Source organism: Mycobacterium sp. Aquia_213, from assembly GCF_026625985.1.
Classification (GTDB): domain Bacteria; phylum Actinomycetota; class Actinomycetes; order Mycobacteriales; family Mycobacteriaceae; genus Mycobacterium.
In genome coordinates this window covers 75,046-88,708 of record NZ_CP113116.1, presented here as the reverse complement: position 1 = coordinate 88,708, position 13,663 = coordinate 75,046, and the positions used below count along the sequence as shown (strand labels likewise).

Sequence of the window (13,663 nt, the reverse complement as noted above, 5' to 3'; positions counted from 1 at the left end):
CGCCTAGTTGGATCCGGTCCACGCAAGTAGCTTGTCGGCCGGCCAGGTGTTGACGATCCGCTCGACCGGGACGCCGGCATTCAGCGCGCGCTGGGCACCGTAACCCAGGAAGTCCAATTGGCCGGGGGCGTGCGCGTCGGTGTCGATGCTGAACACGCAGCCGATTTCCAGCGCCAGGTTGAGCAGCCGGGTCGGCGGGTCGCGGCGTTCGGGACGGGAGTTGATCTCGACCGCGGTGCCGTGGTCGCGGCAGGCGGTGAAGACCTTCTCGGCGTCGAATTTCGATTCCGGCCGGATGCCACGGTTGCCGGCAACCAACCGGCCCGTGCAATGGCCCAGCACATCGGCATGCCCGTCGGAGACGGCACGCACCATCCGGCGGGTCATCGCCGCCGAATCCATCGACAGTTTGGAGTGCACACTGGCCACCACGACGTCGAGGCGTTCCAGCAGTTCGGGCTCCTGATCCAGGCTGCCGTCGTCGAGGATGTCGACCTCGATACCGGTGAGGATGCGCATCGGCGCGAACTTGTCCCGCAACCCGTCGATCACGTCGAGCTGTTTGCGCAACCGCTCCGGCGACAGGCCGTTGGCAATCGTCAACCGGGGCGAATGATCGGTCAACGCGCAGTACTCGTGGCCCAGGGCCGCCGCGGTGGCCATCATCTCCTCGATCGGCGCCGACCCGTCCGACCAGTTCGAATGCAGGTGCAGGTCTCCACGTAGCGCGGTACGCAACTCGCCGCCGCCAAGATCGGTTGCCTCAGACCGCAATTCAACCAGCGCATCGGGCTCGCGGCCGGCCCAGGCCTGGGCGATGACCTTCGCGGTCTTGGGCCCGATGCCGGGCAACGTCTGCCAGCTGTTGGCCTGCCCGTGACGCTCGCGCTCGGAGTCGTCGAGACCCTCGACGATATCGGCGGCGTTGCGATACGCCATGACGCGCTTCGGGTCCTGGCGGCTGCGGTCCTTGTAGTAGGCGATCTGCCGAAGAGCGGCTACCGGGTCCATGGCTCTAGTGTGCCTGCGCGGTGACTGCAAGCGCGGCGGAGCCGGGCGCCGCAGGTCACCGCCAAACCGCCACGTTCAGCAGAACTGGGCGACGATGAACCCGGCGAAAACCACCCCGAAACCGCCGATCTCGCCGACGATCAGCATGGCCATCAGCAGCCCGGTCCCCCGCACCGGCTGCTCGAATTGGTTGACGGTGTCGCGCCGCGCACCGTGTTCGATATAGGCGGCGATCGCCCCGACGAAGAAGAGCACGACGACCATCGCCGCCGTCAGGTTGACCCACGTCGGCCAGGCGCTGAGTTCGACGAACGCCGCGAGCAGCAGGGTCGCGAACGAGTAGAGCAACGCCGCCCGGTGCGCGATGTCGACGTAGGGATGCGCCCGGTGGTCCTCCGACGTCATGATCTGCCGGTACTTCCAGACCCCGAGAACCAGGGCGAGCAAAAAGATCAGACCGGCGGACAGCAGGGTGATCTTGGTGTCGATCCCGAGGCCAACAGTCATCGTCCGCATGAGTTTAGTTGCGCTTCATAAATTTCGGCTAGCGTCGGTGTCATGCGATTCGCGTTCAAAACCTCACCGCAAAACACCACCTGGGCCGGCATGCTCGCCGTCTGGCAGGCCGCCGACGATATCGACGTCTTTGAGTCAGGGTGGACGTTCGACCACTTCTACCCGATCTTTTCCGACAGCACCGGCCCGTGCCTGGAGGGGTGGACCACGCTGACCGCGCTGGCGCAGGCCACCAAGCGGCTGCGGCTGGGCACCCTGGTCACCGGCGTCCATTACCGGCACCCCGCGGTGCTGGCGAATATGGCCGCCGCCCTCGACGTGATCTCCGACGGAAGGCTCGAACTCGGGATCGGTGCCGGCTGGAACGAGGAAGAGTCCGGCGCCTACGGCATCGAACTCGGCAGCATCAGGGAACGGTTCGACCGGTTCGAGGAAGCCTGTCAGGTGCTGATCAGCCTGCTCAGCCAGGAGACGACCAACTTCGACGGCAAGTATTACCAGCTCAAGGACGCCCGCAACGAGCCCAAGGGACCGCAGCGCCCACACCCGCCGATCTGCATCGGCGGCAGCGGGGAGAAGCGCACGCTGCCGCTGACCGCGCGCTATGCCCAGCACTGGAATTTTGCCGGCGGGACGCCCGAGGAGTTCACCCGCAAGCGCGACGTGCTGGCGGCGCGCTGCGCGGACATCGGGCGCGACCCGAAGGAAATCACCATGTCGGCCCACGTTCGCCTCGGCGACGACCTCGACTACGGACAGGTCATCGAGACGGCGGCCGGGCTGGGGGCCGAGGGGCTGGACTTGGGAATCGTCTACCTGCCCCCGCCGCACGACCCGGCCGTGCTGGAACCGCTGGCCGAGGCGATCCGGGATTCGGGGTTGCTGTCGGCGAAATGACGACTCCGTGACGCCGAGCAAACTCGTCGTGGAACCGTGGGTAGAGAGATTCGGTTACTAAGTCCCGAACAGCAACAGCTCCTGGGCGGTAACCAGGCGCTCTTGCTTAGCGGGAAACTCGCGACTTTTCACGGGGTGCCGAAAGAACGACCAGGCCATTCGCCCCACCCGCGTACGAGGTACTGGTTTCACATGCACAGTGACCCACTCCTGCGATCGATCTGCTTAACCGTGACTCCGTTGTGACGAAGCGCACAAGTCGTTATTAGACACCCGCGTTCTGGCAAACTGCCGCAGACTCGCCGAGCGAATGCCGGCGTGTTTCTAGTGTGACTGGTGTGACTACTGAAGCGGTGCGGCCGTCGGCTTGATGGGCGCGGGAAGCGCGGTTGACCCCATCAAATACCGGTCCACACTCGCCGCGGCCGCCCTACCCTCGGCTATCGCCCAGACGATCAGCGACTGGCCCCGGCCCATGTCTCCGGCAACGTAAACGCCGGGCACCGAGGTCTCGTAATCGGCGCCGCGCGCGACGTTGCCGCGGTCGGTGAGCTTCACGTCGAGGTCGGTGAGCAGACCTGCCTTCTCCGGGCCGACGAAGCCCATCGCCAGGAACACCACGTCCGCCTCGAGCTCGAAATCGGAGCCCTCGACCTTGACGAACTTGCCGTCCTGCATCGCCACTTCGTGAACCTTGAGTGCGGTCAGGTGCCCGTCCTTGCCGATGAACTCCTCGGTGTTGACCGAGAACACCCGCTCGCCGCCCTCTTCGTGCGCCGATGAGACCCGGTACATCAGCGGGTAAGTCGGCCACGGCGTGGACTCGGCCCGCGCCTCCGGTGGCCGCGGCATGATCTCGAACTGGTGGATGCTGGCCGCCCCTTGCCGGTGCGCGGTGCCCAGGCAGTCGGCCCCGGTGTCGCCGCCGCCGATGATGACGACCTTCTTCCCCTTGGCGGTGATCGGCGGTTCCCCGTCGGGACCCAGCACGTCGTCGCCCTCCTGCACGCGGTTGCCCCACGGCAGGTACTCCATCGCCTGGTGGATGCCGTCCAATTCACGCCCCGGAATCGGCAGGTCACGCCAATCGGTGGCGCCGCCGGCCAGCACCACCGCGTCGAAGTCGGCGAGCAGTTGTTCGGCGGTGATGTCGACTCCGACGTCCACGCCCGCGCGGAATTCGGTTCCCTCAGCCCGCATTTGGTCGAGTCGACGGTCGAGGACGCGCTTTTCCATCTTGAATTCCGGAATGCCATAGCGCAGCAGTCCACCGATGCGATCGGCCCGCTCGAAGACGGTGACGCTGTGTCCTGCCCGGGTGAGCTGCTGGGCGGCGGCCAATCCGGCCGGGCCCGAACCGATTACGGCCACCGTCTTCCCGGTCAGCAGCGTAGGCGGCTTCGGCTCGACGAAGCCCTCGTCGAAGGCGTGATCGATGATCTCCAGCTCGATCTGCTTGATCGTCACCGGATCCTGGTTGATGCCCAGCACGCACGCCGGCTCGCACGGCGCCGGACACAGCCGGCCGGTGAAGTCGGGGAAGTTGTTGGTGGCGTGCAGCCGCTCGATCGCATCGCGCCATCGGCCCCTGCGCACCAAGTCGTTCCACTCAGGGATCAAGTTACCCAACGGACAACCGTTGTGACAGAAGGGAATACCGCAGTCCATGCAACGGGTCGCCTGCTCGCGCAGGGTGTCGTCGTTGAACTCCTGGTAGACCTCGTTCCAGTCCTTCAACCGCAGCGGGACAGGCCGGCGTTGCGGCAGCTCCCGATGCGTGTACTTGAGGAAGCCACTCGGATCAGCCATGCGCCGCCGCCATAATCGCCTTGCCGACATCGACGCCGTCGCGCTCCGCTTGGGCGATCGCCTGCAACACCTTCTTGTAATCCCGGGGCATCACCTTGGCGAAATGCCGCTGCTGCCCGTGCCAATCGGCCAGGATTCGCTGGCCGACAGCGGAATCCGTCGCGTCGACATGCGCTTGGATAATGCCGTGCAGGAACTCCACGTCATCGGAGTCGGGGGCCTCGAGATCCACCATTTCGGTGTTCAGGTTCTGCGGCAGTTCCTCGTCGGGGTCGTAGACGTAGGCCACACCGCCGGACATACCGGCCGCGAAGTTACGCCCGGTGTGGCCGAGAATCACTACTCGGCCACCGGTCATGTACTCGCAACCGTGATCGCCGACGCCCTCAACCACGGCATGGGCGCCGGAGTTGCGGACCGCGAACCGTTCGCCGACCACGCCGCGCAAGAAGGCCTCCCCACTGGTGGCGCCGAACAGGATCACGTTGCCGCCGATGATGTTTTCCTCGGCGACGTACTCCAGCGGCGCATTGTCTGACGGACGCACCACGATACGGCCGCCGGATAAGCCCTTGCCGACGTAGTCGTTGGCGTCGCCGTACACCCGCAAGGTGATGCCCTTGGGCACAAAGGCGCCGAAGCTGTTGCCCGCGGATCCGTCGAAGGTGATATCGATCGTTCCATCCGGCAAGCCTTGGCCGCCATAGGCTTTCGTCAGCTCGTGGCCGAGCATGGTGCCTACCGTGCGGTTGACGTTGCTGATCGTGGTGGAGAACCGGACCGGTTTACCGGAATCCAGCGCCTCGCGGCTCATCACGATCAACTGCTGATCCAGCGCCTTGTCCAGGCCGTGGTCCTGACGCGAGCTGCAGTACAGGTCCTGGTTCATGAACGCGGACTCCGGCTCGTGCAGCACCGGGGCCAGATCCAGCTTGTGCGCCTTCCAGTGCGCGCGCGCCAGCGTGGTGTCCAGCGCGCCCACTTGGCCGACGGCCTCGTTGAAGGTGCGGAAGCCCAACTGCGCCATGTACTCCCGGACTTCTTCGGCGATGAACATGAAGAAGTTCTCGACGAATTCCGGCTTGCCGGTGAAGCGCTCCCGCAGCAACGGGTTCTGCGTGGCCACGCCGACCGGGCAGGTGTCGAGGTGACATACCCGCATCATGATGCAGCCCGCAACGACCAGCGGGGCGGTGGCGAAACCGAACTCCTCGGCACCCAGCAGCGCACCGATCATCACGTCGCGTCCGGTCTTGAGCTGTCCGTCCACCTGGACGACGATCCGGTCGCGTAATCCGTTGAGCAGCAACGTCTGCTGCGTCTCGGCCAGCCCCAGCTCCCAAGGGGCACCCGCGTGCTTCTGCGAGGTGAGCGGCGTGGCACCGGTGCCGCCGTCATGGCCGGAGATCAGCACCACGTCGGCGTGCGCCTTGGACACGCCCGCCGCGACAGTGCCGACGCCGTTCTCGGAGACCAGCTTGACGTGCACCCGTGCGGACGGGTTGGAGTTCTTCAGGTCGTGGATCAGCTGCGCCAGATCCTCGATCGAGTAGATGTCGTGGTGCGGCGGCGGGGAGATCAGACCGACGCCGGGCGTCGAATGCCGGACCTCTGCCACCCACGGGTACACCTTGTGCCCCGGAAGTTGGCCGCCCTCACCGGGCTTGGCGCCCTGGGCCATCTTGATCTGGATGTCGGTGCAGTTGGTCAGATAGTGCGAGGTGACGCCGAACCGTGCCGACGCGACCTGCTTGATCGCGCTGCGGCGCCAGTCCCCGTTGGGGTCGGGCTCGAAACGCTTGACGTCCTCGCCGCCCTCACCGCTGTTGGATCGGCCGCCCAGGCGGTTCATCGCGATGGCGAGCGTCTCGTGCGCCTCGGCGGAGATCGAGCCGTAGCTCATCGCTCCGGTGGAGAACCGCTTGACGATCTCGCTGGCGGGTTCGACCTCGTCCAGGGGAACCGGGGGGCGCACGTCGCCGCGAAACTTCAGCAGTCCGCGCAGCGACGCCATCCGCTCGCTCTGATCGTCGATCAGACGGGTGTAATCCTTGAAGATCTTGTACTGGCCGGTGCGGGTGGCGTGCTGCAGCTTGAACACGGTCTCCGGGTTGAACAGGTGGTACTCGCCCTCACGGCGCCACTGGTAGTCCCCACCCACCTCGAGTTCGCGGTGCGCGCGCTCGTCGGGCCGATCCAGATAGGCCAGCTCGTGCCGCGCGGCGACGTCGGTGGCGACGTCGTCCAGCGTGATGCCGCCGGTCGGGCAGACCAGCCCGGTGAAGTACTCGTCGAGCACGTCCTCGGAGATCCCGATGGCCTGGAACAACTGGGCACCGGTGTAGGAGGCCAGCGTCGAAATACCCATCTTGGACATGACTTTCAGCACGCCCTTGCCGGCGGCCTTGACGTAATTGTTCAACGCCTTGTCGCGGTCGATCCCGTCGATGACATCGCGGTCGAGCATGTCCTCGATCGACTCGAACGCCAGGTACGGGTTGACCGCGGCGGCGCCGCAGCCGATCAGCATCGCCATGTGGTGCACCTCGCGGGCATCACCGGACTCGACGACCAGACCCACATGCGTGCGGGTCCGATCGCGCACCAGGTGGTGGTGTACCCCGGCGACGGCGAGCAGCGACGGGATCGGGGCCAGCTGCTCGTTGGAATCGCGGTCGGAAAGAATGATCACCCGGGCGCCGTCGGCAATCGCGGCCGACGCCTGCTCGCGAACCTCTTCCAGCGCGGCTGCCAGCCCGGCGCCACCGTCGGCGACCGGGTACAGACAGCGAATCACCTTGGAGCGCATGCCATGCGGGCGCCCGTTGACCTCGTCGTCAGGATTCAGGTTGATCAGCTTGGCCAGCTCGTGGTTACGCAGAATCGGCTGACGCAGCGCGATCTGATGGCACGAGTACTCGTCCGGGCTGAGCAGGTCGCGCTCTCCGCCGGTGGTGCCCTGCAGGCTGGTCACCACTTCTTCGCGGATGGCGTCCAGCGGCGGATTGGTCACCTGAGCGAACAGCTGATGGAAGTAGTCGTAGAGCATCCGGGGACGCTGCGATAGCACCGCGACCGGGGTATCGGTACCCATCGACCCGATCGGCTCGGCACCGGTGCGCACCATCGGAGCCACCAGTAGGTTGAGTTCCTCATAGGTGTATCCAAAGGCCAACTGCCGCATGACGAGTCGCTCATGCGCCATCCGTACGTACTCACCCTGCGGCAGTGATTCGAGCGGAACCAGGTTCTTGTCGAGCCACTCCTGGTACGGGTGCTCGGCGGCCAGCTCGGCTTTGATCTCCTCATCGGCGACGATGCGGCCCAAAGTGGTGTCCACCAAGAACATCCGGCCCGGCTGCAGGCGCATCCGCCGCACCACCGTCGACGGGTCCAGGTCCAAGACACCCGCCTCGGACGCCATCACCACCAAGCCGTCCTCGGTAACCCAAATGCGGGAGGGGCGAAGGCCATTGCGGTCGAGCACGGCACCCACGACGGTGCCGTCGGTAAACGTCATCGACGCGGGGCCGTCCCACGGCTCCATCAGCGACGCGTGGTACTCGTAGAACGCACGGCGCGCCGGGTCCATCGACTCGTTGCGCTCCCAGGCCTCGGGAATCATCATCAGCACCGCGTGCGGCAGGCTGCGCCCACCCAGGTGCAGCAATTCCAGTGCCTCGTCGAAACGTGCGGTGTCCGAGGCGCCCGGGGTACAGATCGGGAACAACTTCTCCAGGTCGTCGGCCGACCCGAAGACGTCGGTCTTGATCAGCGCCTCACGGGCCCGCATCCAGTTCTCGTTGCCGGTGACGGTGTTGATCTCGCCGTTGTGGGCGATGCGCCGGAACGGATGCGCCAGCGGCCAGGACGGGAAGGTGTTGGTCGAGAACCGCGAGTGCACGATGCCCAGCGCGCTGGTCATCCGATCGTCTTGCAGGTCAAGGTAAAACGCCTTGAGCTGCGGGGTGGTCAGCATGCCCTTGTAGACCATCGTCCGGCCGGACAGGCTTGGGAAATACACGGTTTCGCGGCCGGGCCCGTCTTGGCCCGGGCCTTTGGTACCGAGTTCATGCTCGGCGCGCTTGCGGACCACGTAGCAACGGCGTTCCAACGTCATGTCGGAGGCCCCGGTCAGGAATACCTGCCGGAAGGTGGGCATCGCATCACGCGACAGCGCGCCCAGCGACGAGTCGTCGGTGGGCACATTGCGCCAGCCCAGCACCGTCAGGCCCTCGGCTTCGGCGATCTTCTCCACCGCGGCGCAGGCCGCCGCGGCATCTTTGGACGACTGCGGCAAGAACGCGATACCGGTGGCGTAACTGCCCGGCGCGGGGAGCTCGAAGTCCACGACTTCGCGCAGGAAGGCGTCCGGGACCTGAATCAGGATGCCCGCGCCGTCACCGCTGCGCGGCTCGGCGCCCTGGGCGCCACGATGCTCGAGGTTGACCAGTGCGGTGATCGCCTTTTCGACGATGTCGCGGCTGCGTCGGCCGTGCATGTCGACGACCATGGCAACCCCGCACGAATCGTGCTCGAACGCGGGGTTATACAACCCAACGCGCGTGGGCGTCATATGCACCTGCCTCTTCACCAGAACCGCTGCGCGGCCATATTCAGTGGCTCCGACGGGGCCGCACCCGGAGGTTGCGGGCTGGCCCCTTCGGTCTTGTCGATTGGCTGTCTCCCAAGCGGAAAATGGTCCGATGGGGGAATCGTCCGTGCGGCGCTGAACGGTGGCGTGTACCCGGTCTCGACAAGTCGTAAAACGATATGACAAAAACCGCCTGACATGCCAACTTCGTCAAGTCTAACCCGGCAGGTAGCGCCGACGTAAATTCGCTGCAGGCGGCCTTCGATAACCCTGAGAAATGTACTTCAACCGCCGACACTTCGCCTGCGACAGCGCAGACCCGGACAGCGCGCCGATAGGGCCGGCGCCTACTCGAGTTAGCTGTGGCCCCCGCCTTGCAGCGGCACCAGGATGGCCGAGATCACAGTGCGCCCCGCGCACCGGCGCCACAGATCGCGATAAGGCGTGGCAGTCACCGCGCCCGTACGCCCCGCCGACATGCCCTGCGGGGGCCTTGGACGTCGCACTGGCACCCCCTTTGGGCCTCCCGAGTTTGCGCGGTACTAATTAGGAGAACGTGCGGAGATACTGGTCGGGTATCACCCCTGCGGCCGGCCAACGCGCGACGATCGATCGCCCGGCACCGAGGAGCCCATGAACGAGCGCGACGAATTCCTGCGGGACCGTCTGCAGCCCGACCGGCCCGGCACCCCCGCCGCCCCGGCGGAGCCGCGTTCCAGGGACCACCGAAGCGCGCCGCCCGCCGCTTTTGCCCCGCCATCGCAGCAGCGACCCGCCCCGCCGCCGTATCCGCCACGCCAGGCACCCCAGCCACCCCCACCGCGGCCGCCCGCGGCACCCCCGCCGGCGCCGCGTCAGCCGCCGGTCGCACCCCAGCGCCAGCACGTCGCTCCCCCTCCCCCGCGGCGCCCCGCCGCGCCGCCGGTTCCTCCCCCCACGCCCGTCATCCCGCCGTCAGCGCCCGACACCGCCCTCGTGCCGATCGCCGGGGCCGAACTCCCCGACACCGGGTGGCGACGCATCCTGCGGCTGCTCACCTTTGGCCTCGTCAACCTGGGCCCGTCGCCCGCACAACGCCAAGACGCCCAATTCGAAGCCGCCATCCGGACCGGTTTCCGCGGCAGCCACAAGGTCGGCGTCGTGGGTAAGGGCGGGGTGGGGAAAACCTCCGTCGCCGCCAGCGTCGGATCGCTGTTCGCCGAGCTCCGTCGCGGGCAAGATCACGTGGTGGCGATCGACGCCGACACGGCGTTCGGCCGGTTGAGCAGCCGGATCGACCCGCATTCGACGAGTTCGTTCTGGGAACTGACCGCCGACAAGAACCTCGAGACCTTCACCGATGTGGCCGGGCGGGTGGGCCGCAATTCGGTCGGCCTGCATGTGCTGGCCGGCGAACCGGCATCCGGTCCGCGCCGGGTGCTGGATCCCGCGATCTACCGAGAAGCGGCGTCGCGGCTGGACCGCCATTTCACGATCTCGGTCATCGACTGCGGCTCGACGATGGATTCACCCGTCACCCAGGAAGTCCTGCGCGACCTGGATGCGCTGATCGTGGTGTCCTCGCCGTGGGCCGATGGGGCGTCCGCGGCGGCGCGGACCATGGAATGGCTCTCGGATCAGGGCATGACCGAGTTGTTGCACAACACGATCGTGGTGCTCAACGACTCCGACGGGCACGCCGACAAACGCACCCGGGCGCTGCTGGCCCGCGAGTTCGTCGATCACGGACAGCCGGTGGTCGAGGTGCCCTACGACCCTCATCTGCGCCCGGGCGGCGTCATCGACGTGACGCACGAGATGGCGGGCCCCACGCGGCGTAAGTTGCTGCAGGCCACCGCGATGATCGCCGGGTTTTTCGGGGCGAGCCCCGCCCGTCCGACTGGCCAGCAGGGCTGACGCTTCGCGCCTCAGGTGGCCGCGATCCGGGCCGACGGGTCGGCGATCGCCTCGATCTTGCTGACGAGTGGGCCGCGGATGGTCAGCACAATGGCGGCGAACAGCCGGCGCTCGGCGAAGGCGAGCACCACCGCCTGCCCGGCGGGACCGCTGACCAGCGTGACTCCCGGCCCCAGATAGCGCATCAGGTTGGTGGCCACCGCATGCGGACCGTGGTTGATCTGCGGCGGGAGCGCCGGGTCGGCAAGGACGGTGCCCACGCCCCAGACCGTCGGGTCCAGCACAGCGGTCAGCGCGGCGATGTCGCCGTTGGCACAGGCGGTGATGAATTTCTCGGTGACCAGCTGATGCTCGGCGGGGGCCACATCACTACGCTTCGGCTGTGCCGCAGTGAATTTCGAGCGCGCTCGCCGCGCCAGCTGACGGCAGGTGCCGACCGGGCGCCCCACGGTTTCGGCGATCGTGTCGAACGGGACACCGAACACGTCGTGCAGCACGAACGCGACCCGTTCGCCGGGGCTGAGCCGACGCAACACTTCCATCAACGCGGTGCGGACCTCGTCGTCGAGGGTGACCCGATCCGCCGGATCTAGGCTGCGCGATGCTGCGACCTCGGTGCCGGGCACGCCCTGGTCGGGATGGCTCAACCGCTCGTAACGCGTTCGCGCCGAGCGCACCTGATCGAGGCAGAGCCGGCTGGTGACGACGGTGAGCCAGCCGCGAATGTCGTCGACCTCGCCGGGACCCGTCCGCGACAACCTCAGAAATGCCTCTTGCGCAACATCTTCGGCGTCGCCGACGTCTCCGAGGATTTGATATCCGAGATTGACCAGATAGGGCCGGTGCCGACGCCAGGCATCGGCGAGCAGGTCGGATGGCGGCTGCGACTGGTTCATAAGACATCGACGATCTGGGGCCGGAAAAAGTTACGTGTTACCGACTGTAACTTTCCCTCCTCCGCCCCCGTCGTTGATGAAGATCTTCGACTTTCAGGAGGAAACACCATGACCATCGTCGTAACCGGAGCGACCGGCAATGTCGGGCGCCCCCTTGTTACCGAACTCGTCGCCGCGGGCGCCCGAGTACGCGCCATCACCCGCACCCCGAACAGCGCCCGGTTTCCCTCGCACGTCGAGGCGCTCGACGCGGTGGCCGAGGCGCTGCCCGGAGCGTCGGCGGTATTCCTGAACTCCCGCGCACTCGGCGAAAGCCTGGCCGAGGTGGTGGCCGAATGCCGGCGCGCGGGAGTCACCAAATTGGTTGCACTGTCGGCGATCAACGCCGATGACGACTTCTCGCGACAGCCATCGCGCTTTCGCGGCGACCGCAACCGCGAGGTCGAGCAGTTCGCCGTCGAGTCGGGTCTGGCGTGGGTGAGCCTGCGGCCCACGGTCTTCGCGACGAACTTCGCGGGGATGTGGGCCGCGCAGATCCGCGCCGGCGACGTGGTGGCCGGGCCGTACGCAGCGGCATCGACCGCACCGATCGTCGAGAGCGACATCGCGGCGGTCGCGGCGCGCGCCCTGCTCACCGATGAGCTTGTCGGTCAGCGGGTTCCGTTGACCGGTCCCCAGGCGCTGACCAACTCGGAGCTGGTGGAGGTCATCGGTGCCGAACTGGGGCGCCCACTGCAGTACCGCGAAATTCCTGCCGAGGCGGTGCGGCAACGCTTCATCGACTTGGGTTTCGGCGCCGAGTTCGGCGGCGCGTATACGGCCATGCTCGCCGAAACGCTGGACCATCCCGCCCTTGTCACGCACGACGCCGAGAAGATCCTCGGCCGAGCGCCACAGTCCTTCGCGCAGTGGGTGTCTGAGCACCGCGACCTGTACACCAACTAGATCCCGACAGGAGATTCCGAAATGTCCGAACCACAGCCGCCGCGCTATCTCAAGCCCATGAACAAAATGATGATGGCGGTGCAAAGACTGGGGATACCGACCGGCCCCGCGATGGTGCTCACCGTGCCCGGCCGCAAGTCGGGTCAACCACGCAGCACCCCGATGACGCCGTTTGAATTCCAGGGCGGCCTCTACGTGGTCGCGGGTTACCCGGGCGCGGACTGGGCGGCGAACGCCCGTGCCGCGGGTGCCGGCACGCTGGCCCGGGGCCGACGATCGCGGGAAGTCAGAATCGTCGAACTGACCGCCGATCAGGCCCGCCCGGTGCTGCGGGAGTTCCCGAAGAAGGTGCCGGTTGGGGTGTCGTTCGCGAAGCGCTCGGGAATGGTGCGCGACGGAACCTCTGACGAATTCGAGGCGCTGGCGGGCCGGCTCGCCGTTTTCCGGTTCGATCCGGCCACTTCGCCGTAGCGCCCCCAAGCGCAAGACAGCGCGAGGACCTTGAGTGGTTCTCGCGCTGTCTGTTCGCCGGTCCGGGCTGTCCGAGTGGGGTGCTCCAAAGACGGAGCCGCGCAACTGCTTCCATCGGATCCCGGACGTTGCTCTACTGCGGACGCCTCGGGAGGTCCGGGTTAGGCCGATCTGGCCGTCTCGCGCACCGGGTATCCGTTGCGCTCGGCCAGCGAGCGCAATTGGTTCAGCGCGAACGCGCGCGGCCGGCCCGACTCGGGAATCACGACACCGGCCCACAGTCCTTCGGCGCCGGCTGACTCAACGGCATCGCGGGCGCACAGCCACCGGCGAGGGCAAGCCCGGCACAGGGCCTTTGCCTCGGCGTCGGGAGCCGTCGTCCAACGGTCGGGGTCCTGGGTGCAAGCGCCCAACGGGATGTTGTACAGAGTTGCGGTCATCGCTACGTTCCTCCAGAAAGCGTTGCAGTTCTGCGTCCTATGACTCGAAAGGGTATAGCACTAACTGTCGCGATGCAACAGTTTGATGCTCTACTTTTCAATCGGTCCGTACGCTGGCGCTTCGGTGGATATCACACGCGCCGCAAGCTTCACCTGGTTTAACTGGTGGATAACGGCGGCGAAACGGT

The 13,663-nt window shown here is 66.6% G+C and carries 10 protein-coding genes; 4 read left to right on the top strand and 6 right to left on the bottom strand.

Annotation, left to right across the window (positions count from 1 at the left end; all coding sequences use genetic code 11):
* Nucleotides 1-3: 3 nt before the first annotated feature.
* Together LMQ14_RS00365 and LMQ14_RS00360 are read right to left on the bottom strand one after the other, a co-directional pair.
* Complete coding sequence (locus LMQ14_RS00365; RefSeq protein WP_267732911.1) at nt 4-1,011, bottom strand: PHP domain-containing protein; 1,008 nt, start codon at nt 1,009-1,011, stop codon at nt 4-6.
* A gap of 75 nt (nt 1,012-1,086) precedes the next feature.
* Entirely contained in the window at nt 1,087-1,518 is a 432-nt protein-coding gene (locus LMQ14_RS00360; RefSeq protein ID WP_267732910.1) for a hypothetical protein, read from the bottom strand.
* Between the two features lie 51 nt (nt 1,519-1,569).
* Here LMQ14_RS00360 and LMQ14_RS00355 point away from each other — a divergent pair, with 51 nt between their 5' ends.
* The gene (locus LMQ14_RS00355; protein ID WP_267732909.1) at nt 1,570-2,424 is read left to right on the top strand and encodes an LLM class F420-dependent oxidoreductase; all 855 of its coding nucleotides are present in this window, start codon (nt 1,570-1,572) and stop codon (nt 2,422-2,424) included.
* Between the two features lie 342 nt (nt 2,425-2,766).
* Here LMQ14_RS00355 and LMQ14_RS00350 read toward each other — a convergent pair whose 3' ends face one another.
* On the bottom strand, nt 2,767-4,233 hold the full coding sequence (locus LMQ14_RS00350; protein WP_267732908.1) for a glutamate synthase subunit beta: 1,467 nt from the start codon (nt 4,231-4,233) through the stop codon (nt 2,767-2,769).
* Entirely contained in the window at nt 4,226-8,809 is a 4,584-nt protein-coding gene (gene gltB / locus LMQ14_RS00345) for a glutamate synthase large subunit (RefSeq protein WP_267732907.1), read from the bottom strand. The genes LMQ14_RS00350 and gltB overlap by 8 nt, the downstream gene beginning before the upstream one ends.
* 651 nt (nt 8,810-9,460) lie before the next feature.
* On the opposite strand from gltB, the gene LMQ14_RS00340 reads away from it, so the two are divergent.
* A complete protein-coding gene (locus LMQ14_RS00340; protein ID WP_267732906.1) occupies nt 9,461-10,723 on the top strand; it encodes a MinD/ParA family ATP-binding protein in 1,263 nt (420 codons plus the stop codon).
* An 11-nt stretch (nt 10,724-10,734) separates the two neighbouring features.
* Here the strand turns inward: LMQ14_RS00340 and sigI are convergent, their stop codons facing one another.
* Nucleotides 10,735-11,619: an RNA polymerase sigma factor SigI gene (sigI, locus tag LMQ14_RS00335; protein ID WP_267732905.1), complete on the bottom strand. Its 885-nt coding sequence runs from the start codon at nt 11,617-11,619 to the stop codon at nt 10,735-10,737.
* A gap of 108 nt (nt 11,620-11,727) precedes the next feature.
* Here sigI and LMQ14_RS00330 point away from each other — a divergent pair, with 108 nt between their 5' ends.
* Entirely contained in the window at nt 11,728-12,564 is an 837-nt protein-coding gene (locus LMQ14_RS00330; protein ID WP_267732904.1) for an NAD(P)H-binding protein, read from the top strand.
* Nucleotides 12,565-12,585: 21 nt separating this feature from the next.
* Entirely contained in the window at nt 12,586-13,035 is a 450-nt protein-coding gene (locus LMQ14_RS00325) for a nitroreductase family deazaflavin-dependent oxidoreductase (protein ID WP_267732903.1), read from the top strand.
* Nucleotides 13,036-13,196: 161 nt separating this feature from the next.
* Here the strand turns inward: LMQ14_RS00325 and LMQ14_RS00320 are convergent, their stop codons facing one another.
* Nucleotides 13,197-13,475, bottom strand: a complete 279-nt coding sequence (locus LMQ14_RS00320) for a WhiB family transcriptional regulator (protein ID WP_267732902.1) — start codon at nt 13,473-13,475, stop codon at nt 13,197-13,199.
* Nucleotides 13,476-13,663: the final 188 nt, after the last annotated feature.